Below are 22,709 nucleotides of genomic sequence, written 5' to 3'. Positions count from 1 at the left end.
AACTGTCACACCCCGGCGGCACAATGGCCGACGTGCTGGTCGCGGTGGTGCCGAGTCCTGCCGGCGGGGAGCCCGCCGGCGCTGCGGCGTGCGCCGGTCTGCTCCAGCCGCTGGACCCCGACGGCACCCCGTCGGCCGCCCGCGAGGCGGTCGACGACCTGGCCGCCGCACTGCGCGCCCACGAGGCCGCCGGCCCGGTGCGCTGGGTCTGGCCCGCCACCATGGAGGTCTATCCTGCCCTGCTGCGTGCCGGGGTGCGGGTCGCGCGCTGCCACGACATCGAGCTGTCCGAGGCGCTGCTGCTCGGTTACGCCGGCCGGTGGGGTGAGCCGCGGGCCCTGGCGGCGGCCCTGGCCCGGCTGACCGGCGCGCCGGTGCCCGCCGACCCGCCACCCCGCCCGCCCGAGCCGCCCGGCCAGACCCAGGGCGCCCTGTTCGAGACCACCACCGGCCCGCCGGCCGCCGCCGGGCCCGACCGGCTCCGTGCCCTGGTCGAGGTGTACGCCGACCAGCAGCGTCGCGTCGCCGCCACGGAGCATCCCGGCCGCTTCCGGCTGCTGCTGGCCGCCGAGTCCGCCGGCGCCCTGGTCGGCGCCGAGATGGGCCGGGTCGGCCTGCCGTGGCGCCCCGACATCCACGACGAGCTACTGCGCGAGCTGCTGGGCGCGCCGCAGCCGGTCGGGCCGCCGCGCCGCCTCGCCGAGCTGTCCGCCGAGGTCAACGACGCGTTCGGGGTGCACGGCCTGCACCCGGACTCGCCCGCCGAGGTGCTGCGCGCGTTCGCCCGCGCGGGCATCGACGTGCCGAACACCCGGGCGTGGGTGCTGCGCCGGGTGGAGCACCCGGCGGTCAAGCCGCTGCTGGAGTTCAAGGAGCTGTACCGGATCTGGACGGCGCACGGCTGGGCGTGGCGCGACGCGTGGGTGCGCGACGGCCGGTTCCGCCCGGAGTACGTGCCCGGCGGGGTCGTCTCGGGCCGGTGGGCCACCCGCGGCGGCGGCGCCCTGCAGGTCCCCAAGGTGGTGCGCCGGGCCGTCGTCGCCGATCCCGGCTGGACGTTCGTGGTCGCCGACGCCGGCCAGCTGGAGCCGCGCGTGCTGGCCGCCGTCGCGGGCGACGCCGGGCTGGCCGCGGCCGCCGGTGCCGGCGACCTGTACGCCGCCCTGGCCGCCGATGCGTTCGGCGGCGACCGGGCCCGTGCCAAGCTGGCCCTGCTCGGCGCCATGTACGGCCAGACCGGCGGCGCCGCGGTGCCCGCCCTCGCGGTGCTGCGCCAGCGCTACCCCACGGCCTTCGAGTACGTGGAGGCCGCCGCCCGTACCGGCGAGGCCGGGGGACTGGTCCGTTCCTGGCTGGGGCGTACCTGCCCGCCCGCCGCCACGGCCTGGCGCGACGCGGGCCTGGAGCCGCCCGAGGAGCTGGGCTCGGCCGAGTCGCCGCAAGGGGGCGCGTCCGGGCGGGCCCGGGGCCGGTTCACCCGCAACTTCGTCATCCAGGCCACGGCCGCGGAGTGGGCCCTCGTGCTGCTGGCCACGCTCCGCACCGCGCTGACGGACACCCGCGCCGAGCTGGTCTTCTTCGTCCACGACGAGGTGGTGGTGCACTGCCCGGCCGAGGAGGCCGACCGGGTCGTCGCCGCGGTGCGGGCCAGCGCCGCCGAGGCCGGGCGGCTGCTGTTCGGGGCGAGCGCGGTGCGCTTCCCCCTCGACGTGTCCGTGGTGGAGTGCTACGCCGACGCCGCCTGACCGCCCGCGGCGCAGGGTGAACGGGCCGCCCGGATCCGGCACGGGACTCGCCATGGTCGCCGGGTGAAGGATCCGGCGCGGGACTCGCCATCGTCGCCGGGTGAAGGATCCGGCGCGGTCCACGTGCTCGCGGAGCACGTGGGCCGATGGTCAGTGATCCGCGGCGGCGGTGAGCGTGATGAGGCGGGCGGCCTGGTCCTTCAGGCTGGCCGCGGCGGCCAGGACGGTCTCGGCGGCCTCGGCGGAGGACTGGACCGCGTCCGCGACGGCCTGCATGCCGCCGGTCATCTCGGAGCTGGTCGCGCTCTGTTCCTCGACCGCCCCGGCGATCATGCCCTGCTGCTCGGCGACCGCGTCGATCAGCTCGACGATCCCGGAGATCCCCTCGGCGGCCTCGGTGCTCTCCGTCTGGATGCCTTCGATGATCTCCGAGATCTGGCCGGTGGCCTCCGCGGTACGCGCGGCCAGCTCCTTGACCTCACCGGCGACGACGGCGAAGCCCTTGCCCATCTCGCCCGCCCGCGCGGACTCGATGGTCGCATTCAGCGCCAGCAACTTGGTCTGCTCGGCGATCTCGGTGATCAGCTTGGTGACACTGCCGATCCGCTGGCTCGACTCCTGCAGCTGCGCCATCCGTCGGGTGGCGTCGCGCGCTGCCTGCACCGCGGCGGTGGTGCTGGACGAGGCGCTGTTGACGCCCCGGGAGATCTCCTTGATGCTCTCGGTCAGCTCGGCGGAGCCCTGCGAGACACCGTCGGCCTGCTCGGAACTGCGCCGCGCGTTGCCGACCAGTTCCTGCCCGGCCTCGGCCAGGGAGGTGCTGGCCGTGGAGAGTTCCTGGGCCAGCTCGGCGGCGAGCGCCTGCGCCTTGGACTGCTCCGTGGTGTCGACGTAGGTCACCAGGAAGCCACCGGGGAACCGGTCGTAGATCGCGGTTCCCTGCACGAGCGCTCCGGGCTCGGCGGGGTTCACGTACGGCACCGAGTCGATCTTCGGCACGGTGTTCTTGAGGATCGTCTGGAGCTCCGCCACCGCCTCCGGGCCCTGCCGCTCGGCGAGAGCCGCGACAGCCCGGCCCGCCGCATGGTTCCGGTAGAGGATCTGACCCGAGTGATCCGCGATGACCAGCGCGGCGGGCGCGTTGTCGAACGCCTCGTAGATCGAGTCACCGAAACGGGCCAGCGGGTGCGTGCCCGCGCTACTCCCAGACCGCCGCCACTTGCGCATATCGACTCCGAATCCTCCGGCTGATCCCGGAGGTCAGAGTCGGCGACGCGACGTCGTACCTGAGGCCATCCGCCCCGATGTGGCGGAAGCTACCGCTCCCAGTGGGCGTTGTCGGCCCAGGTGTCCAGGTCGAAGCGGTGCCACAGGTGCGGCGCGAACATGCCCGCCACCGCCAGCACCGAGACCAGCGTGAACAGGGTGCGCAGCACGATCACCTCACCCGGCCCGCCGACCTTCACCGCCATGGCGTTGGGCACGCCGATCATCCGCCACATCCGGCGGCCCAGCGGGATCGGCCACAGGATCGGCACCCCGTTTTTTGTGATCATGTCGCCGAGCAGGTGCACCACGCAGCCCACCCCGACCGCCACGCCGAGCAGCGGATAGCCGCGGTCGCCCGGCAGGTGCAGCCAGGTGAACCACGCCATCACTCCGGCGGCCGCCGTGACGATCAGCCACCCGGCCCGTTCCGCCCACTCGTCGAACAGCCCGCGCAGCGCCAGCCCCGCGGTGAAGAACACGATCGCCACCACGGCCCACTTGCCGAAGCGTACGCACAGCTCGGTGGTGCCCCACCCCACCAGCGCCGCGAACGGCAGGGTGTGGGTGAACGTCCGGTGCCCGTTGTCCCGGCGCGGGTCCCTCCGCAGCCGGGTCGCTGTGTAGACACCGAGCGAGACCTTCTCCACGACTTCCGCCACGAACAGCGAGAACACCCCGAACGTACGGGCCACCGTGGCGCCGCCCTGGTTACGGGTAACCCGGCCGGACAGGTCCAGGTCGGGCAGCAGCGCACCACCCGCGCACATCGTGGTGCCCACGGCCACCGCCAGCGGCGACTGGCCGTACCCGGCCAGGTGGTCCAGCGCCCAGCAACCGGCCAGCCAGGCCGCCGCCCCCGACAGCGCGTGCGAAGGACCCATCATGGCGGCCGTCCCCTCCCCGTGCGCCCGGTCCGCTGTGGCCGGAGCTAAACCCCGCCACCATGGCAGAGCGGAAAGGGGCGTTCAACGACCGCCACGTCCACGTCGGAGTGTCGATGATCACCGGTGGCCGGGTGCGTTCCACGGGGCGATGCCGTGGTGGTGGTACGCGTACCGGCGGTACCGGGCGTGCCGGAAGAAGCCGATGGACAGGAACGCCAGCGGGATCGCGGGCCAGAACACGTGCGCCCCGGACAGCACCCACAGGCCCAGCAGCAGAAACGCGAGCACGAACACGAACCCGGCGTGGCGGCGCACCCCGCGCCGGGCGGCCGAGCGGGCCTGCGGCGTCTCCAGCAGCGCGGTCCGGCCGCCACCCGGCAGGTCCGCGGTCAGCCGGGTGAGTTCGTCGCGGTAGGTGGCCGCGTACGCGGCGGCGAGCCGCTCCTCGCCCTCGGCGAGATTCAGGCGGCCCTCGCCCATTGCGGCGCGCAGGATCGTGGCGACCTGCTCGCGTTCACTGTCGGAGGTCCGGAGCCGGTTCGGTCCGGACCAGGCTTTGTCGTCATGCACGTTCACGGTGACCTCCAGGTCGGGGCGGGACACGACTCCAGGGTGGCCGGATCCGGGCCCCGACGCGTCGGTCCGGCGGAGCATCCGTACGCCCGTGCTCCGGCGCAGCCCAGCGCGTCGGCGTACTCCCGGGGGAGTACGCCGGGCACCGCTGCTACCCCGGTCGGCGCAGGCCGGGCGCCCCCCGGCGTGGATGCCCGGGCGCGGGCGGGTGCCGTAGGTTCGAGACGTGCGGGACACGTATCCGAGGCACTGGCCCGGGCCGCGCCGGGCAGGGTTCGGCGCGGCGGTGATCGTCGCGCTCGGCTTCCACGTGTTCGGCGCCGGGCAGCTGGCCGCCGCGGTGCCACCCCCGCGCGACCTCCTCGCGTACGCGCTGCTGGTGGCCGGGCCGCTCGCGCTGGCGTGGCGGCGGCGCGCCCCGATCGGCGTACTCTGCGTCGCCGCCGTGGCAGCGATCGGCTTCGCCGCGCTGACCGCCCCGCGCTGGCCGTACGCGGTCGCTTCGGTGATCGCGCTGTTCAGCGCGGTCAAGGCGGGGCGGCGTCGGCGCGCGGTGGCCGTGGCCGCCGCGGGCTGGATCGTCTGGGTGCTGGTCACCGGGCCGTTCGCGGCGCCGCTCGGGCTGGCCCCGGCCGCGCACATCGACGTGCGGGCCGCGCTGCTGGTCGCCGCCGGGCTGGTGGTGACCGTGCTGCTGGGCGGCGCGGCGAAGGCCCGCGCGGAGCACTTCGCCGAGATCATGAAGGTACGGGCCGAGCGGGCCCGCGCCCACGAGGAGCAGGAGCGCCGGCAGGCGTCGGAGGAGCGGCTGCGCATGGCCCGTGAGCTGCACGACGTCCTCGGTCACCACCTGTCATTGATCAACGTGCAGGCCGGCGTGGGTCTGCACCTCATGGACAGCCGCCCGGAGCAGGCTCGGGAGGCGCTGTCGGCGATCAAGACGGCGAGCGCGGAGGCCCTGCGCGAGGTCCGGGCCGTGCTGGGGGTGCTGCGGCCCGAGGAGGAGGCAGCGCCGCGCCAGCCCGCACTCGGGCTGGACCGGCTGGCCGACCTGACCGCCGACGCGGGCCTGCCGGTCACCACCACGACCAGCGGCGAACGCCGGGAACTGCCCGCCGAGGTGGACCGGGCCGCGTACCGGATCGTCCAGGAGGCCCTGACCAACGTGCGCCGCCACGCCGCACCCGGCGCGACCGCCCGGGTCACTGTCGAGTACGCGGCCGACGAGCTGCGCCTGTCCGTCCGTAACGACGGCGCGGACGAGTCCGGCGGCGTGGCGTCCTCCACCGGACCGGGCGCCGCGACCGGCCTGTCCGGCTCGACCGGCCTATCCGGCGGGACCGGCTTGTCCGGCGGGACCGGCTTGTCCGGCGGGACCGGCTTGTCCGGCGCGGCCGGCCTGTTCGGGGCCGGCCGGGGCCGCAGCGGCCCCAGCGGCCCCGGTGCCACCGGGCCGGCCGGGGCCGCTGCGGCGCCGGAGGGCAACGGCATCGTCGGGATGCGGGCGCGCGCCGAGGCGCTCGGCGGCACCCTGCGCGCCGGACCGGAGCCCGGCGGCGGGTTCGTGGTCGCCGCCACCCTGCCGACCGCCGCCGTGGCCGCGCGGGGTGGCGCATGATCTCGGTGCTGCTGGCCGACGACCAGGCCCTGGTCCGGGCGGGATTCCGCGCCCTGCTCGACGCGGAACCCGACATCGAAGTGGTGGGGGAGGCCGGTGACGGCCTGGCCGCCGTGCAGCTCGCCGGGCAGACGCGCCCCGATGTGGTGCTCATGGACATCCGGATGCCCGGCGTCGACGGCCTGGAGGCGACCCGGCGCATCGTCGCCGACCCCGGACTCGCGGGCACGAAGGTGGTCATCCTGACCACCTTCGAGCTGGACGAGTACGTGTTCGAGGCGCTGCGCACCGGGGCGGCCGGGTTCCTGGTCAAGGACACCGAGCCGGTCGAGCTGCTGCGCGGCGTACGGGCCGTCGCGGCCGGTGACGCCCTGCTGTCGCCGAGCGTGACCCGCCGGGTGATCGGGGAGTTCGCCGCCCCCGGCGGTGCCCGCACCCGCCCCGCCGCCGTGCCCCGTGGCCTGGACCAGCTCACCGACCGGGAACGGGAGGTGCTGGTGCTGGTCGCCGAGGGTCTGTCCAACGACGAGATCGCGGCCCGCCTCGTGATCAGCCCCGCGACCGCGAAGACCCACGTGAGCCGGACGATGGTCAAGATGGGCGCCCGCGACCGCGCCCAGCTCGTGGTGCACGCGTACGAGGCCGGACTGATCCGTCCCGGCTGGCTCGCCTGAACGCCGACCGCGGCGCCCCGCAATCGGCGGATCGTCGTACCCGCCCGCTAGCGTCGCGGCATGCTCTTCGGAAAGCGCCGCGACCGCGCGCGGCAGAGTCCGCTCCAGCTGCCCGAGGTCGCCCTCGACGGGGGCTGGTGGGCCGACGCGCGGGCGCGGCACGCGCAGACCGGGCTGTGGCCGCTGCTGCTGCACGGCCTGTCCGAGCGGGAGCCGGACCGTCCGTGGCTCACCGACGAGCTGTCTGCGGGCCGGGTCCGCGGCACACCGTCCGACCACGACCCCGGGGCGCTGCTGCGTGACTGGTGGGTGGCGGGCGAGCCCGAGCCCGAGCCGGGCGAGGAGGATCTTCTCGACCTCGTCGCCCCGTTCCTGCACGGCTGGCCCGGCTGCGCCGCCGCCGGTGTCCCGCTGCGCGACCCCGATGAGCGGGCCGGGGCGGAATTCCGTGCCCTGCTGCGGTCCGGCCGGCTCCCCGGTCCCCGGCCCGGGCTGGTGCCGGCCGCTCGCGGCGCCGACGTGCCCACGGTGCTCGGCTGGACCGGCCCGACCAACCACGAGAACGACATCACGAAGGTCTCCGCCGTGCTGCGCGACTGGGAGGACCGCTTCGGTGCACGGCTGATCGGGCTCGGCTTCGACACCCTGGACCTGAGCGTGGCGGCGCCGCCCGTGGGCCGGGAGCACGCGCTGCGGGTGGCCGCCGAGCATTTCGCGTTCGCCCCCGACAACATCACGCAGGGCTCCGGCTCGCTGGCCGAATACGCCGACGAACTCGTCGACGCCACCCGGTGGTCCTTCTGGTGGGACTGAGCTGACGGAATTGGGCTGACGGAACTGGGCGTCAGGTGCCCGGCAGGATCCGGCGGGTCTCGTACGCCCACATCGCAATCTCCACCCGGTTGCGGGCGCCGAGCTTGGCCATGAGGCTCGCCAGATGGGTCTTCACCGTGCTCAGGCTGATGTGGAGGGCGTCGGCGATCTCGGTGTTGGTCAGTCCCCGGGCGACCGCCAGCAGCACCTCCTCCTCGCGGAGGGTGACCGGGGAGATCGGCTGCGCGGCGGGCCTCCCGGCCGGCAGGTCCGCGAACGTCCGCAGCAGGCGGACGGTGACGCTCGGCGCGATGAGTGCCTCACCGTCGGCGGCCGACCGTACGGCCTGCGCCAGCAGCTCCGGCCCGGCGTCCTTGAGCAGGAACCCGCGGGCCCCGGCCCGCAGCGCGCCGTAGACGTACTCGTCGAGATCGAACGTGGTGATCAGGACCACGACCAAGGGGTCGGGCACGTCCGGGCCGGCGATCAGCCGGGTCGCCTCGAGCCCGTCGAGCCCCGGCATCCGGATGTCGAACAGGCAGACATCGGGTCGTAGATCCCGGGCCAGGCGTACGGCCTCGTGCCCGTCGGACGCCTCACCGACCACCTCGACATCGGGCTGCACGTCCAGCATGATCCGCAGCCCGGTACGGATGACCGGCTGGTCGTCAGCGACCAGGACGCGGATGGGCACCGCTGTCCACCCTTCCTCGTGGCAGCTCGGCCTCGACCCGCCAGCCGTGGTCGGCGCCGGGGCCGGCATGCAGCTCACCGCCGAGCAGGGCGGCCCGTTCCCGCAGCCCGGCGAGGCCGTATCCGGCGCGGCCCCGGCCGGTGCGCGCCCCGTCGTCCTGGACGACCACCGTCACCCGCCGGGGATCTCCGGTGATCCGGACGATGATCTCGGTGGCGTCGACCGCGTGCCGCATGGCGTTCGTCACCGACTCCTGCACGATCCGGTAGACCGCCGCGTCCACGGCCGGGGGCAGCACCTCCAGGTCCCCGTCGAGCCCGAGATCGACCCGCAGCCGGCCGCCCGGTGCGCACACCAGACGCTCCAGGTCGGCGATGCCGGCCGGTGGCGCCAGTTCGGCGCCCGCTCCGCGGTCCCGCAGTACCGCGACGATCGCCCGCATCTCGTCCAGCGTGCGCGCCCCCTCCTCCTCGACCCCCTCCAGCGCCTCGACCGCCGCCGCCGGATCCCGATCGGCGACCACCCGGCCGACCTGGGCGCGGATCACCATGGCCGAGACGTGGTGGGCCACCGTGTCGTGCAGTTCCCGGGCGAGCCGTTCGCGCTCTCGGGAGCGCACCCGTTCCCACTGCCGTTCGCGTGCGCCCGCCCGCCACCGCACGGTCGCTCCGATCGCCGCAGGCAGCAGCAGGAACACGAAGCCGACCAGCCGGTCGACGACCGGGGTGTCGTCGGTGAGGGTCGACAGCGCGGCGGCGGCGAGGACGAGGACGCCGCCCAGCACGATGTCGCGCCCCGAGCCCCACCGCGGCAGCGCGTAGACCAGCAGGAGCACGACCAGGCTGGTGTACAGCCCGACCGGCTCCGGCGGGGCGGCCACCACCGAGGCCACCTGGAGCAGCACCATCGCGCCGAACCCGGCCGCGACCACCGCCAGCGGGTGGGTCCGGCGCCACATCGGCAGCACCCACAGCAGTACGGCGAACACCACGGCGACCGGCCGCCACACGACGTCATGGCGCAGCGTGGCCTCCAGCGCCACCCCGGTCAGGCCCGCGGCCAGCAGCGCCCAGTCCCGCCACACCCGGCCGGGTACGTCGGGTGGCCGGGGTTCGGTCCACAGGGTTCGCAGCTCGTCACGCAGCACGGTCTCAGCCTAGAGAGCGCTCCGCGCGGCGCATCGGCCGAAAGAACGGTGCGCCGCTCCGCCCCGGGAACGGCGGATCCGCGGCTCCCGGTCCGATGTCCGGACGCGCCACCGCGACGAGCCTGGGCACCGGCGGTCGCGCAGAGGTGGCCGACGAGTGGGTTGGAGGACTCGATGCTCTCGACAGGCCTTTCCCGGGTGGGCGCCGGCGCCGCCCGCCATCCGTGGCGGGTGATCGCGGCGTGGCTGTTCGTCGCCGCGCTCGCGGTCGCGGCGGCGGTCGCCTTCGGCGGGCGGACCGCGGACTCGATGACGGCCCCGGGCCTGGACTCCCAGCGGGCGGCGGAGCTGATCGAGCGGGCCGGTACCGGCCAGGAGGGGATGACCGCCCAGGTGGTCGTCACGCCGGTCGACAGCGGGGTGACGTTCTTCGACCACGGCCCCGCGCGTACGGAACTCGCCCGGTTGCAGGCCGAGGTGCGGCGCCTGCCGCATGTGCTCGGCATCAGCGACCCGGCCGGGGCGCTCGACGAGGACCGGGACGCCGCCGTCCGTGGCGGCCTGGTCTCGGCCGACGGGCGGATCGCGGTCGTCCGGGTGCAGTACCCGGACCAGAGCCGGCTGACGGCCGACGATCTGCACGCCCTCGTCGATCTCGGTGACCGGCTGCGCGGCGGGACGCCGCTGCGCATCGAGATGGGCGGGGACCTCTTCTACGTGTTCTCCGGCTCCGACGGCGGCGCGGGTGAGCTGATCGGCCTCCTCGCCGCGGCCGCGATCCTGTTCCTGGCGTTCGGGTCGCTGGTGGCCGCGGCGCTGCCGATCGGCATGGCGGTCTTCGGGCTGACCGTCGGCGTCGCCACGATGACGGTGCTGGCGGGGACGACCGAGATCCCGACCTTCGCCCCCGTACTCGGCAGCATGGTGGGCCTCGGGGTCGGCATCGACTACGCCCTGTTCGTGCTGGCCCGGCACCGGGAGTATCTCGCCCGCGGGGTGGAGCCCCACGAGGCGGCCGGGCGGGCGGTGGCCACGGCCGGGCGGCCCGTGGTCTTCGCCGGCGGCACCGTCGTCGTGTCGATCCTCGGCATGGCGGTGGCGAACGTGCCGTTCATGACGATGGGCGGGATCGCGGTCTCGATCGTCGTCCTGATCATGGTGGCCGCGTCGGTGACGCTGCTGCCGGCCTTCCTCGGCGCGGCCGGCCGGCGCCTCGCCCGCCCCGGCCGCGTCCTCAGGGCGGTGCGGCGCGGGCGGCCGGGCGTGGCACCCGCCGACGGGTGGCGGCGCTGGATCGGACACGTCAACCGGCACCCGGTGCCGTACGCCCTCGGCGCGGCCGGGCTGCTGCTGGCCGCGACGCTGCCCGTGCTCGGCCTGCGCGTCGGCCTGCCCGACGACGGCTCGCTCCCGGACAGCCGCACCGAGCGCCGCGCGTACGACCTGGTCGCCGAGGGATTCGGTCCGGGCACCAACGGCCCCCTGGTCGTCGCCGTCGACCTCGCCGGTGATCCGGGCGTGCTGGACCGGCTCGTCGCCGCGGTCGCCGCGGACCCGGGCGTCGCGTCGACCGCCCCCGCGCTGGTCGACAGAGCCACCGGGATTGCCACCCTCGTGGTGTTCCCGACCACCGGCCCGCAGGAGCGGGCCACCGCCGACACGGTCGCCCGGCTGCGCGCGGACGTCCTGCCCGCGGCGGTCGGACACAGCCCGGCGAAGGCGTACATCGGTGGCGGGGCGGCCAGCCTGTCCGATGTGGGCAGACGGACCAACGAGCGCCTGCCGGTGTTCGTGGCCGCCGTGCTGGCGCTGTCGTTCCTGTTGCTGATGCTGGTCTTCCGGTCCGTGCTCGTACCGTTGAAAGCGGTCCTGCTCAACCTGCTGAGCATCGGCGCCGCGTACGGAATCATGGTGGCGGTGTTCCAGTGGGGCTGGGGCGGAGCACTGATCGGGCTGGAGTCGACGGTGCCGATCGTGTCGTTCATCCCGATGTTCCTGTTCGCGATCCTGTTCGGCCTGTCGATGGACTACGAGGTGTTCCTGCTGTCCCGGGTGCGGGAGGAGTATCTGCGCACCGGCGACAACGGCACGGCGATCATCCGGGGCGTCTCGGGCACCGCCCGGATCATCACGTCGGCGGCCCTCATCATGGCGGCGGTGTTCCTGTCCTTCGCCGTCGCCGAGGACCCGTCGACCAAGATGTTCGGGCTCGGCCTGGCCACCGCGATCCTCGTCGACGCCACGGTCGTCCGCATGGTTCTGGTGCCGGCGACCATGACGCTGCTCGGGCGGGCCAATTGGTGGCTGCCGCGATGGCTGGACCGGTTGCTTCCCCGCGGCCCGGTCGACGTCGACGGTGCCGACGACCGGCACCACCCAGCGGATCCGGCACCGCTGCTCACGGGGGCGGCGGTGCCGGTGACGAAGGGCTGACGCGGCGTCGTGGGGTCCGTCCGGGCCGGGGGGCGTGGCGTCCTCCGGCCCGGACGAACGGCTTGTCGGCGGCTGCTCGCTCGCCACGATCGAAGTCCTTCGACGCGGGCGGTGCGCCGCGGCTCGTGGTCCCGTCCCCGCTGCGCTGGTCGGCCTGCTCCTCGCCGCGACCGCGGTGGAGCGTTTCCGCCGCCGGTAATTCGCTCGTGCGCGTCACCGCCGCAGACGATGATGCGGCGATGACCAACGCTCCGGACGGTTTCACCTATCGCCTGCGCAAGAACGGCGACGTCGAGATGCTGCACCACGGCCGCCCGGCCGGTGTGCTGCGCGGCGCCACGGCGGCCCGGTTCCTCACCGACGTGGAGAACGAGGACCCGCAGGAGCTGATGGCCCGCCTGACCGGCAACTACCGGCACGGCAACGAACGCACCGCGAAGAACCACCCCCGCAACCGCGGCCGGTAGTCGACTTAGCGGCTCATCGCGGCCGCCTCCACCGGGATCCACAGCTGCGCCTCGGCCTCGGTGGCGTCCGGCGACAGCCGTACCCGCAGGATTTCCGGTCCCGGTCTGCTCTGGTACGGGTTCGACGGGAACCACTCCGTGAACACGTCCCGCCAGAGTCCCTGCAGCGCCTGCGGAAACGCGCCGGAGGTGTCGAACACGGCCCACGTGCCCGCCGCGACGTCGAGGCAGTCCAGATCCGCCGGCGCGGCGGCGGTCGTCGCGGCGCCGTGGTAGTAGTCCAGCTCGGTCCCTTCCGCCCGGCTCTCGTCGAGGTTGACGCTCGCGCTGATGATCCCGTCGGGTTCGGCGTCGGACAGCTCCTCTATCCGGCGCAGCGTCGGCTGCCCGATGCCGCGGATGAACTCCGCGATCGCCGGGTTCATCCCCTCGTGCACGAGCGGTACGCGCGCCTTCTTCCCGACCACCCGGAAACCGTCGCGCCGCACGATCCGGTATCGCATGCTGTTGCTCCCTTCGACGACGAGGCGGAACGACATCCGAGGCTGTGCCCGCAACGCGGCGCCCTCGCGGCGCGCCTCGCCCGGCCCGACGCCGTGCACCGCGCGGAACGCCCGCGCGAACGCCTCGCCGGAGCCGTACCCGTAGCGCACCGCGATGTCGAGCAGCGTCGCGCGACCGGCCAGCACCTCCGCCCCGGCGACGGTCATCCGGCGTCGCCGGATGTACTCCGACAACGGCATCCCGGCCAGCGCGGAGAACATCCGGCGCAGGTGGTACTCCGACGTCACCGCGATCCGCGCGAGTTCGGCGGGGTCGATGGTGGCGTCGAGACGCTGCTCGATGTGGTCCATGGCCGCGTTCAGCCGTTCCAGCACCTCGGCTCCTTCCTGCTGTGTGCACCACGCTAGGCGGCAGGCGCGGGCCGGACCCGACATCGTGTGCCCGGTCCGGTCGGGTGGTTGCCGGCTACGCGCGCAGCAGCGCCACGACGGGGGCGAACTGTTCCAGGAACATGCCGTTCACCGCGACGTAGGTGATGCCCAGTTCGGCGCGGCGGCGGCGCAGGACCTCCGCGATCTCCTCCGGCGTGCCGAGCAGGAACCCGATCCCACCGGCGGCGGCCATCGCCTGCGGGTCGCCGCCGACCATCCGCGCCACCTCCGGGGGTACGGCCTGCGCGTGCTCGGCCACCGCGGCCACGTTGAGATGCAGTTCCGGCGTACGGTCCCCGGCCATCTCGCGCAGCGTCGCAACCGTCCGGGCCAGGTCGTCCCCGGTCGAGTGCGGCGGCAGGCCCAGCGCGACGGTGTCGGCCTGTTCCGCGGCCAGCCGCAGCATCCGCGGCCGGCTGGCGGCCACCAGGACCGGCGGTGGGGTGCCGTCGGACTCGCGGAGGGCGCGGATGGTGTCGGCGACCCGCCGCAGCCGGTCGGCGGGGGTGCCGAAGTCGGCGCCGAGCTGTGCGGCGTCGCGATCGGCGCCGGGCCGGCCGCCGCCGAGGCCCAGTTCGAAGCGGCCGCCGGTGAGCAGGTGCATGCTGCGGCTCTCCCAGGCGACCAGGCCGGGGCTGCGGTTGGGGGCGCTGAGCACGTACGTGCCGACCCGCAGGGTGCCGGTGGCGGCCGCCGCGGCGGCGAGCGCGGGCAACGGCGCGAGCGTGTGCACGGTGTCGGGGACGAGCAGGATGTCGTAGCCCAGTTCCTCGGCGCGGCGGGCGGTGGCGGTCCACTGCGCGCCGCTGCCCGCCAGCCCGGCGACGACACCGAATCGGAAATCTCTGTCGGTCACGACGTCAGCGTCGCGCCGGGGCCGCCCGCCGCACGTCCTCCCGGCGAGGACTCTCCGGATACGCCCGCGGTGGTAGGCGCCACCGCCTGCCCCGACGCCTCATCCCGCGACGATCTGTCCGGCATGCTCGACGAGCATCCCGGGGCGTTCCCGCGCCGCGTGGCCCGGCGACGCTCCGGTCACTGACCCGCGCTCCCCTGCGGAGGACGGCACTCCACACAGGACGGATGCGCCTGGCCGGCTTTCGACCCCACTCCTCGACGCTTTGGATGGCTGCCGCGGGCCGAATGGGCGCGCTCGCCAGACCGAAAGTATGAGTAGCAACCGGTAGGCAACCGTCGCGGACCCGGAGGCGCTCCGAACGACCCCGAATCTTCTTCATGTGACCGGCCGACGTGGGCCGGGCCAAACGGGGGAGATTCACTGTGGGTCGCAAGGTTCAGAAGGTCGTCACCCTGCTCGGTGCGATGCTGGCCGGTACCACCGCCGTGATCGGCGCCGCGAGCGCCGCGCACGCCGCCCCCGCTTCCGCCTCCGCGAAGGCGAAGGCGAAGACCAAGCAGCAGCAGTGCGTCACCGGCGACAAGCTCGTGCCGTCCTGCGGGGTGCTGTGGGGCGCGGCCGCGGGTGGGTTCACTTCTGCGCCGCGTGATGCGGAGTTGAAGAAGTGGGAGCAGTTGTCCGGTCGGGACGCGTCGATCTTCCACACGTACCACAAGGGTGACGAGGTCTTCCCGACCAAGTCCGAGATCGCGATGACGCAGGACCCGGCGCACCCGCGGGTGCTGCTGGTCAACTGGAAGATCGCTTACGGTTCCACCTGGGCGAAGGTCGCAGCGGGTGAGCAGGACGCCCGGATCGACCGGTTCGCGCAGCGGATCAAGGCCACCTACCCGCAGAAGTTCTTCCTGGTGCTCAACCACGAGCCGGAGAACGACGTGGTCGCGCGGAAGGGTTCCGGCATGGAGGCGAAGGACTTCGCCGCGATGTACCGGCACACGATCCAGCGGCTGAGGGCGCAGGGTGTGGACAACGCGATCAACGTGATGGCGTACATGGGTAATGAGAAGTGGATGGCGCAGTCGTGGTGGGCGGATCTGTACCCCGGCGACGACGTGGTGGACTGGATGGGCCTGGACTCCTACGTCTCCGCGGAGAAGGGCTACTACCACTACGGCCAGTTCGGTGACCTGCTCGACCGGCAGCCCTCCGGCGGCGGCCAGGGCTGGTACGACTGGGCCAGCACGCAGCACGCGAGCAAGCCGATCATGATCGCGGAGTGGGGCGTGTACCACCGCATCGGCAAGCCGGTCGACAAGACCGCCGGTTACAACAGTGTGCTGCCGGAGCTGGCCAAGCGCCCGAACATCAAGGCGATCGTGTACTTCGACACCAAGCACGACGACCAGGGCGACCGCGACATCAGCATCGACTCCACCAAGAAGAACCTGGCCGCGTTCCGCACCCTCGCCGCCAACCCCATCTTCAACGTGCAGATCGCCTGACCCACGGGCATCACGGCACCACACGAGCCGCCCGGCACCCACGCCGGGCGGCTCGTGGCATGTCCGGCCGGTGTATCCGCGCAGACGACGTCGTGGCCGTGGGCGCGCTCACCGCTCGGACGAGCCTGGCCGACCGCTTCGCCGGGTACGGCTGGCCGAAAGTATGAGCTGCAACCGGCAGGCAACTCTCGCGGACCCGGAGGCGCACCGCACGACCCCGAATCTTCTTCATGTGACCGGCCGACGGGGGCCGGACCGAAACGGGGGAGATTCACTGTGGGTCGCAAGACGATGCGCAAGGTCGTGACGACGGTCGGTGTCATGCTCGCCGGTGTCGGTGCCTCGCTGGTCGCCATGACGGTCACCGCCGCACCCGCCCAGGCGGCCGCCGCCGTCACCACGTCCACGTTGCAGTCGCAGCTGGTGACCTACACCAACAACACCCGCGCTCGGGCCGGCTGCAAGCCGATCCGCGTCGACAGCCGCCTGCTGCTGGCCGCCCGCGGTCACAGCGCCTACCAGGCCCGCACCAACAAGATGAGCCACATCGGCTCGAACGGCTCCTCGTTCGTCACCCGGGCCCGCGCGGCCGGGTACGCGTACCCGATGAGCGAGAACGTCGCCTACGGCACCCGCACCGCCTCCGCCACGATGAAGGCGTGGATGGCCAGCCCCGGCCACCGGGCGAACATCGTGGACTGCCGCGCCAAGGCCATGGCCGTCGGCGTCGTCTACGCCAGCAACGGCACCCCGTACTACACCCAGATGTTCGGCTGGACCTGATCCCCGCCCGCTTCCCCAACGGCTTGGCCGGTACGCGCGCGCGTACCGGCCAAGCCGTTTTCGGCGTCAGGCGCGGGTCGCGGGCAGCGTGTGCCGGGCGGCCTGCCGCAGGTCGATGTCCTCGATCATGGCGCGGGCAATCTCCTCGGTCAGCCGCCGCTCCATGACGGCCCGGCCGAGCGCCAGCCGCTGCGCCTCGAACGTGGCGTCCAGGTCGGCGGCCGGCTCGGCGGCCACGTCGGCGACGATCCGTCTGCCGCTCTCGCGTAGTTCCTCCTCCCGGGCCCGCTCGGCGGTCAGGTCGAACTTCAGCCGCCGGGTCAGCCAGCCGATCGTGGTGCCCTGCAGGAGCAGCGTGCCGAGCGTGACGAACAGCGCGATCGCCAGGATCGCGTCCCGGCCCGGAACCCCCGCCGGGATCGCACCGGCCGCGGCCAGGGTGAGAATGCCGCGCATCCCGATCCACCCCACCAGCAGTGTCTCCCGCTGCGTCGGCGGATCCAGGGGCTGACCGCCGCCGCGCCGGTTGCGCCGCTGGTGGCGCTGCTCGTAAGCGGTCCGGAAGGTGGCGTCCCGCTCGGCCCGTCGCCGGATCATCGTGTGCCGCAGGATCCACCGGCCGAACAGCACGTACACCGCCAGCAGCCGGAACACGACCGCCACGACCAGCAGCGCGCCCGCCGCGACCAGGGTGCGGGTCAGGCCCGGTTCCGCGGAGTGGGCCAGGTCGTCGAGGACGAACCTCAACTGCAGACCGATGTACGCGAAGACGAACGTCTCCAGCACGAAGTCCAGCACCGGCCACAACGCCTGCTCCTGCAACCGGGTGCGGTAGGCGCCCGGGTACTGGTGCTTCGGGTCGAGGGTCAGGTTGATGCTGATCGAGAACGCGGCCGCCACCACCGCGAGGATCCCCGACGCCTCCACCTGCTCGGCGACCAGGAACGCGGTGAACGGCACCAGCAGCACGAGCGCCGTCTCCAGCGTCGGATTGCCCAGCCGCTTGCGGATCCACAGTGTCGCGAGCGCGAACAGCGCGCCGATGCCGATGCCGACCGCCGCGGTGCGCAGCAGCTCCAGGGCGCCGTGCCCCCACGTCTCGTGCTCCCCGCCGACCACACCGACCGCGATGCTGAACACGGTGAGTGCTGTCGCGTCGTTGACCAGGCTCTCCCCGGTGAGGATCGAGGTGACCCGTTTCGGCAGCCCGATCTCGTCCCCGTGCGACACCGTGGTGATCGTGTCCGGCGGCGCCAGCACCGCGCCGAGCACGAACGCGGCGGCCCCGATCGTCGGCAGCAGCCACGTCGCGACCAGCCCGAGTACGCCCGCCGTGAGCAGCACGAGCATCACGCCGAGCGTCACGATCGCGCGCAGGTTGGCCCCGAACGCCGCGAACGACGCCCCGCGCGTCGCGGAGTAGAGCAGCGGCGGCACCACCACCGCGAGGATGAACTCGCTGTCGAGTTCGAGCCGCGGCATACCGGGGATGAACGACGCGGCCGCCGACAGCACCACGATGATCATGCCGGGTTCGAGGTCCCGCTTGTGCGCGATCGCCGACACGGCGATGCCGGCGCCGATGATGAGCAGCAGCTGCACGCCTTCCACGACGATCAGGCTAGAGCGGGGCGGGTCGGCTGAGCCTGTGGACGCGCGGCGGCGGGAGCGGGGCCGGTCTCAGGTCAGGCGGCGCACCCGCAGCGACTCGGCGACCGACCACGCCTGGAACGGGCAGCCGGTGGCGGCGTGCGGTGCGTCGCCGTCGGCGGTCTCCGACACCGAGCCGAGGCCGTACTCGCCGAGGTGGCCGTCGGCGTCGGACAGGGTCTGCTCGGCGGACACGCCCAGCCGGCGCCACGCGGCCACGTACGGGCCGGTCAGCCACGGCCAGACTGTCCCGGTATGGTACGCGTTGTCCCGTTCCTCCGGGCTGCCGCGGTGCTGTCCGTGATATCCGGGCTCGGTGGCGGCCATGCTGCGGGGACCCAGCGGGGTCATCAGGGCGCGGCCGATCGCCTGCAACGCGGCCGGTTCGGGGCGCAGCGGCGCATACGGCAGCGACCAGGCCAGCAGCTGGTTCGGGCGCAGCGTGGCGTCGTCGCCGTCCGGGCCGTCGACCACGTCGTGGAGCAGGCCGCCGGGGGCCGGGAAGCGGCGGGCGAACCCGGCCAGGGCCGCCGGGTGGGCGCGGTCCGCCGCCCCGGCATGCGTGTGTGCCTGCCAGGCCAGCTTGATCACCGTGGCCAGCCCGTTGACCCACAGCGCGTTCACCTCGACCGGCTTGCCCATGCGCGGGGTCACCGGTACGCCGTCCACGCGGGCGTCCATCCAGGTCAGCGCCGCGCCGGGGACGCCCTGGGTGAGCAGCCCATCGGCCGGGTCGACGCGGATGCCGTACCGGGTGCCGGCCAGGTGGGCGTCGACGACCTCGCGCAGGGCGGGCAGCAGCTCCGCCGCCAGGTCGGTGTCGCCGGTGGCGGCCACGTGCCGGCCGACCGCGTGCAGGAACCACAGGGTGCCGTCCACGGTGTTGTACTCGACCGTGCCCGAGTCCGCGGTGTTCGCCAGCATCCCCCGCGACAGCGTGGCGGCGTAGCCGCGCAGCAGCTCCCGGCCCACGTCGGCGCGGCCCGTGGAGAGGAACAACCCCTCGTACGACAGCATCGTGTCGCGCGACCAGGCGCCGAACCACGGATACCCGGCGACCACGTCCGGCCCGTCCGCTGTGTGCACCACGAACGCGTCCGCCGCCAGCGCGAGCGTCGCCTGCGACTCGTCGGCGGGAGCGGCCGCGGCCGCGACGGCCCGGCTGCGTTCCCGGGCGGCGGCCACCACGATCGCGGCCGGTGGCGGCACCTCGGCCAGGTCACCCGCCCACGCGGACACCTCGGCGGTGTCGCCGGGATGGCGCAGCTCGGCGTGGCAGGCGCCCGCGTACCAGAGATCCTCGGTGGCGGTGAAGCCGCGCGCGGCCTCCTCGCGGTAGTGCACGTTGCGGTACCACTGCCCGGCGGCCCGGAAGTCGGGGCCGCGCAGCCGGAAGGCGTCCTCGACGACGCAGCCGCCCTCGGCGTCGGCCACCACAGGCGGCGGACCGTCGGCCGCGGTCCGCCCGGCGTGCCCGTCACGCCACGTGACCAGGGCTTCCAGGCGTAGGCTGACCGGGCCGCCGGTGAGCAGGCGGTGCACCACCGCCAGGCTGGGGCTGCCGTGCGACATGGCCAGCTCCCGTTCGAGCACCACGTCGCCGATCCGCCACCGCCAGCGGGGTACGCCGTCGACCAGGTCGAACCCGGCCATCAGCTCGTGGCCGCGCGGCGCGATCGCCCCGTCGGCCCACTCGTGGGTGCCCAGCCGCACGAGCGCACCGGAGGGCATGGTGATCACCGCGTCCAGCGCGGCCAGGCCCAGCCGGCGGCTGGCGACCGGGCGTCCGGCGACCATGAGCAGGCCGTGGTACCGGCGGGTGCGCAGCCCACCGACGGTGCCCATGGCGTAACCGCCGCAGCCGTCGGGTACCAGCCACTCGCGGACCGAGGACTCCTCGATGCGGCCGCAGACCTGCGGGCCGAAGGCGATGGGCCGCACCCGGGCACCCTCCCTGACTTGAACGGGGCGTGTCCCTCGCCCGTAACACATGCCGGTAACAATCACAGTGTGGTCGACCGAGGTTCATGATCGAACCATGGGGGTGAGCAACGGCGTGGCGGAGCGGGTACGGCTGGCGCAGGCGGACTCGGGCGAACAGCCTTGGCGGGCGTGGGGTCCCTACCTGTCCGAACGCGCCTGGGGCACGGTGCGCGAGGACTACAGCGAACACGGCACCGCGTGGGACTACTTCCCCCACGATCATGCCCGGTCCCGGACGTACCGGTGGAACGAGGACGGGATGGCCGGGGTCTGTGACGACCGGCAGACGTTCTGCTTCGCCCTCGCGCTGTGGAACGAGCGCGACCCGATCCTCAAGGAGCGGATGTTCGGCCTCGGCGGCGACGGCGGCAACCACGGCGAGGACGCCAAGGAGTACTGGTGGTACCAGGACTCCACCCCCACCCACTCGTGGATGCGCTGGCGCTACCACTACCCGCAGGCGGCCTTCCCGTACGACGACCTGGTCCGGGTCAACGGGCAGCGCACGCGCGACGAGTCCGAGTACGAGCTGGTCGACACCGGCATCTTCGACGACGACAGGTTCTGGGCGGTCACCGTCGACTACGCCAAGGCCACCCCGACCGACATGTGCATCGTCGTCACCGTCGCCAACCGGGGCTCCGAGGCGGCCACCCTGCACGTGCTGCCGACGCTGTGGTTCCGCAACACCTGGTCGTGGGGGGCGCCGAACCGGCCCGTACCGCAGATCGAGGGGCAGCCCGGGCGGCTGCTGGGTACCCACCGCAGCCTGGGCCGGATCACGCTGGACGCCGAGGGCGCGCCGCCCGCCCTGATGTGCGACAACGAGACCAACGCGCAGCGGCTGTGGGCGCTGCCCGGCACCACCCTGTACCCGAAGGACGGGATCAACGACCACGTCGTCGCGGGCGCGCCGACGGTCAACCCGGAGGGGACGGGCACGAAGGGCGCGCTGCACTACGTACTGAATCTGGGTCCGGGGGAGACCCGGCGGATCCGGCTGCGCCTCACCCAGAGCGACGAGCCGCCGCCGCCCGCGGATCTGGGTCGTGGTTTCGACGAGGTCCTGCGCATCCGCGAGGACGAGGCGGACGAGTTCTTCGCCGACCTGATCCCCGCCGCCGCCTCCGCCGAGGAGGCCGCGGTCGCCCGGCAGGCGATCGCCGGGCTGATGTGGGGCAAGCAGTTCTACCACCTCGACGTCAAGCAGTGGCTGCGCGGCGACCCGGCCACCACCCCACCACCGCCGGGCCGCCGGTACGGGCGCAACCACGCCTGGTGGCACATGAACTCGTTCGACGTCATCTCCATGCCCGACCCGTGGGAGTACCCCTGGTACGCGGCGTGGGACCTGGCGTTCCACTGCGTCACCATCGCCCGCGTCGATCCCGGCTTCGCGAAGAGCCAGCTCCTGCTGCTGCTGCGCGAGTGGTACATGCACCCCAACGGGCAGATCCCCGCGTACGAGTGGGCGTTCTCCGACGTGAACCCGCCGGTGCACGCGTGGGCGGCGCTGCGCGTGTTCGAGATCGACGGCGGGCGCGACTTCGACTTCCTCGCCAAGGTGATGCACAAGCTGCTGCTGAACTTCACCTGGTGGGTCAACCGCAAGGACGTCGGCGGCAACAACGTCTTCGAGGGTGGCTTCCTGGGGCTGGACAACGTCGGCCCGTTCGACAGGTCCGCGGCGCTGCCCGTGGCCGGGGTGCTGGAGCAGTCCGACGGCACCGGCTGGATGGCCATGTACGCGCTGAACCTGCTCGACATGGCGATCCGGCTGGCGCTGCACGACCAGGCGTACACCGACATGGCCACGAAGTTCTTCGAGCACTTCGCGTACATCGCCGAGGCCGCGTACCGGCAAGGGCTGTGGAACGACGAGGACTGCTTCTTCTACGACGTGCTGCGCCTGCCCGACGGGCACAAGCTGCCGCTGAAGGTCCGTTCGATCGTCGGGCTGCTGCCCCTGGCGGCCACCACCCGGCTCACCGGCGCCACCCTCGACCGGCTGCCCGCGCTGGGTGCGCGGTTGCGGTGGATGCAGACCAACCAGCCCGAGTACGGCGACATCATCAGCGCCCGCCGGATCGGCGCGGACGGGCGCCAGCAACGGCTGCTGTCCATGGTGGGCCAGGACCAGCTGCTGCGGATCCTGGCGCGGATGCTCGACCCGGAGGAGTTCCTGTCCGCGTACGGGCTGCGCACCCTGTCGCGGGCGCACCTGGAGAAGCCGTTCACGGTGTCGCTGGGCGGCTCCGACTTCACCGTCGGGTACGAGCCGGCCGAAAGCACCAGCGGCCTGTTCGGCGGCAACTCCAACTGGCGCGGCCCGGTGTGGATGCCGGTGAACTACCTGCTCGTCGAGGCGCTGCGGGAGTTCGCCGACTTCTACGGCGACCATCTGAAGGTCGAGTACCCCACCGGATCCGGCGTGCAGGTCACCCTCGCCGAGGTCGCCGACGACGTGTCACGCCGCCTGGTGTCGCTGTTCGTGCCCGACTCGTGGGGCCGCCGCCCCCTGTACGGCGCCAACGAGATGTTCCAGAACCATCCGGACTGGAAGGATCTCGTCGTGTTCCCGGAATACTTCCACGGCGACAACGGAGCCGGGCTGGGCGCCTGGCACCAGACCGGGTGGACGGCGCTGGTCGTGGACCTGATCCTCACGCTGCACCGGTAG

The 22,709-nt window shown here is 73.3% G+C and carries 18 protein-coding genes; 9 read left to right on the top strand and 9 right to left on the bottom strand.

The genetic code is table 11. The features are described 5' to 3' along the window. Positions 1-2 precede the first annotated feature (2 nt). Complete coding sequence (locus tag ACMCNN_RS20085) at positions 3-1,745, top strand: bifunctional 3'-5' exonuclease/DNA polymerase (RefSeq protein ID WP_412747217.1); 1,743 nt, start codon at positions 3-5, stop codon at positions 1,743-1,745. Positions 1,746-1,895: 150 nt separating this feature from the next. Here the strand turns inward: ACMCNN_RS20085 and ACMCNN_RS20080 are convergent, their stop codons facing one another. The 3 genes from ACMCNN_RS20080 to ACMCNN_RS20070 all read right to left on the bottom strand — a co-directional run bounded on the left by ACMCNN_RS20080 (position 1,896) and on the right by ACMCNN_RS20070 (position 4,501). Continuing rightward, complete coding sequence (locus tag ACMCNN_RS20080) at positions 1,896-2,972, bottom strand: methyl-accepting chemotaxis protein (RefSeq protein ID WP_412742059.1); 1,077 nt, start codon at positions 2,970-2,972, stop codon at positions 1,896-1,898. A gap of 89 nt (positions 2,973-3,061) precedes the next feature. Further along, complete coding sequence (locus ACMCNN_RS20075; RefSeq protein ID WP_412742058.1) at positions 3,062-3,898, bottom strand: metal-dependent hydrolase; 837 nt, start codon at positions 3,896-3,898, stop codon at positions 3,062-3,064. Between the two features lie 117 nt (positions 3,899-4,015). Then, positions 4,016-4,501 (bottom strand): DUF1707 domain-containing protein, encoded by a 486-nt coding sequence (locus ACMCNN_RS20070; protein ID WP_412742057.1) that lies wholly within the window; start codon positions 4,499-4,501, stop codon positions 4,016-4,018. Positions 4,502-4,697: 196 nt separating this feature from the next. Here ACMCNN_RS20070 and ACMCNN_RS20065 point away from each other — a divergent pair, with 196 nt between their 5' ends. Genes ACMCNN_RS20065 through ACMCNN_RS20055 form a run of 3 tightly spaced genes read left to right on the top strand, consistent with a single transcriptional unit; the run spans position 4,698 to position 7,576 of the window. Continuing rightward, positions 4,698-6,089: a sensor histidine kinase gene (locus tag ACMCNN_RS20065; RefSeq protein ID WP_412742056.1), complete on the top strand. Its 1,392-nt coding sequence runs from the start codon at positions 4,698-4,700 to the stop codon at positions 6,087-6,089. Continuing rightward, positions 6,086-6,763, top strand: coding sequence for a response regulator (locus ACMCNN_RS20060; RefSeq protein ID WP_412742055.1), 678 nt, complete (start codon positions 6,086-6,088; stop codon positions 6,761-6,763). The genes ACMCNN_RS20065 and ACMCNN_RS20060 overlap by 4 nt, the downstream gene beginning before the upstream one ends. A gap of 60 nt (positions 6,764-6,823) precedes the next feature. Beyond that, a complete protein-coding gene (locus ACMCNN_RS20055; RefSeq protein ID WP_412742054.1) occupies positions 6,824-7,576 on the top strand; it encodes a DUF4253 domain-containing protein in 753 nt (250 codons plus the stop codon). A 31-nt stretch (positions 7,577-7,607) separates the two neighbouring features. Here the strand turns inward: ACMCNN_RS20055 and ACMCNN_RS20050 are convergent, their stop codons facing one another. Together ACMCNN_RS20050 and ACMCNN_RS20045 are read right to left on the bottom strand one after the other, a co-directional pair. Further along, on the bottom strand, positions 7,608-8,270 hold the full coding sequence (locus ACMCNN_RS20050) for a response regulator (RefSeq protein WP_412742053.1): 663 nt from the start codon (positions 8,268-8,270) through the stop codon (positions 7,608-7,610). Beyond that, on the bottom strand, positions 8,245-9,417 hold the full coding sequence (locus tag ACMCNN_RS20045) for a sensor histidine kinase (RefSeq protein WP_412742052.1): 1,173 nt from the start codon (positions 9,415-9,417) through the stop codon (positions 8,245-8,247). Before ACMCNN_RS20045 ends, ACMCNN_RS20050 begins: the two co-directional genes overlap by 26 nt. Before the next feature lie 174 nt (positions 9,418-9,591). On the opposite strand from ACMCNN_RS20045, the gene ACMCNN_RS20040 reads away from it, so the two are divergent. Both ACMCNN_RS20040 and ACMCNN_RS20035 read left to right on the top strand, forming a co-directional pair. Further along, positions 9,592-11,850 (top strand): MMPL family transporter, encoded by a 2,259-nt coding sequence (locus tag ACMCNN_RS20040; RefSeq protein ID WP_412742051.1) that lies wholly within the window; start codon positions 9,592-9,594, stop codon positions 11,848-11,850. 239 nt (positions 11,851-12,089) lie between these two features. Further along, positions 12,090-12,317: a hypothetical protein gene (locus ACMCNN_RS20035; RefSeq protein WP_412742050.1), complete on the top strand. Its 228-nt coding sequence runs from the start codon at positions 12,090-12,092 to the stop codon at positions 12,315-12,317. 5 nt (positions 12,318-12,322) lie between these two features. Here the strand turns inward: ACMCNN_RS20035 and ACMCNN_RS20030 are convergent, their stop codons facing one another. Continuing rightward, positions 12,323-13,195: an AraC family transcriptional regulator gene (locus ACMCNN_RS20030; RefSeq protein ID WP_412742049.1), complete on the bottom strand. Its 873-nt coding sequence runs from the start codon at positions 13,193-13,195 to the stop codon at positions 12,323-12,325. A gap of 91 nt (positions 13,196-13,286) precedes the next feature. After that, positions 13,287-14,108: an LLM class flavin-dependent oxidoreductase gene (locus tag ACMCNN_RS20025; RefSeq protein ID WP_412742048.1), complete on the bottom strand. Its 822-nt coding sequence runs from the start codon at positions 14,106-14,108 to the stop codon at positions 13,287-13,289. A gap of 425 nt (positions 14,109-14,533) precedes the next feature. Between ACMCNN_RS20025 and ACMCNN_RS20020 the strand changes: the two genes are divergently transcribed. Further along, the gene (locus ACMCNN_RS20020; protein ID WP_412742047.1) at positions 14,534-15,613 is read left to right on the top strand and encodes a glycoside hydrolase family 26 protein; all 1,080 of its coding nucleotides are present in this window, start codon (positions 14,534-14,536) and stop codon (positions 15,611-15,613) included. A gap of 276 nt (positions 15,614-15,889) precedes the next feature. Continuing rightward, positions 15,890-16,396 (top strand): CAP domain-containing protein, encoded by a 507-nt coding sequence (locus ACMCNN_RS20015; protein ID WP_412742046.1) that lies wholly within the window; start codon positions 15,890-15,892, stop codon positions 16,394-16,396. 66 nt (positions 16,397-16,462) lie between these two features. Here the strand turns inward: ACMCNN_RS20015 and ACMCNN_RS20010 are convergent, their stop codons facing one another. Both ACMCNN_RS20010 and ACMCNN_RS20005 read right to left on the bottom strand, forming a co-directional pair. Further along, positions 16,463-18,007 (bottom strand): cation:proton antiporter, encoded by a 1,545-nt coding sequence (locus tag ACMCNN_RS20010; RefSeq protein WP_412742045.1) that lies wholly within the window; start codon positions 18,005-18,007, stop codon positions 16,463-16,465. A 69-nt stretch (positions 18,008-18,076) separates the two neighbouring features. Beyond that, positions 18,077-19,987, bottom strand: coding sequence for an amylo-alpha-1,6-glucosidase (locus ACMCNN_RS20005; RefSeq protein WP_412742044.1), 1,911 nt, complete (start codon positions 19,985-19,987; stop codon positions 18,077-18,079). A 97-nt stretch (positions 19,988-20,084) separates the two neighbouring features. Between ACMCNN_RS20005 and ACMCNN_RS20000 the strand changes: the two genes are divergently transcribed. Further along, positions 20,085-22,709 (top strand): MGH1-like glycoside hydrolase domain-containing protein, encoded by a 2,625-nt coding sequence (locus tag ACMCNN_RS20000; protein WP_412742043.1) that lies wholly within the window; start codon positions 20,085-20,087, stop codon positions 22,707-22,709.

The sequence above is a fragment of the Krasilnikovia sp. MM14-A1004 genome, from assembly GCF_047159485.1.
GTDB lineage: Bacteria > Actinomycetota > Actinomycetes > Mycobacteriales > Micromonosporaceae > Actinoplanes.
The sequence above is the reverse complement of the archived record's forward strand: the minus strand, read 5'-3'. Positions and strand labels throughout refer to the sequence as shown.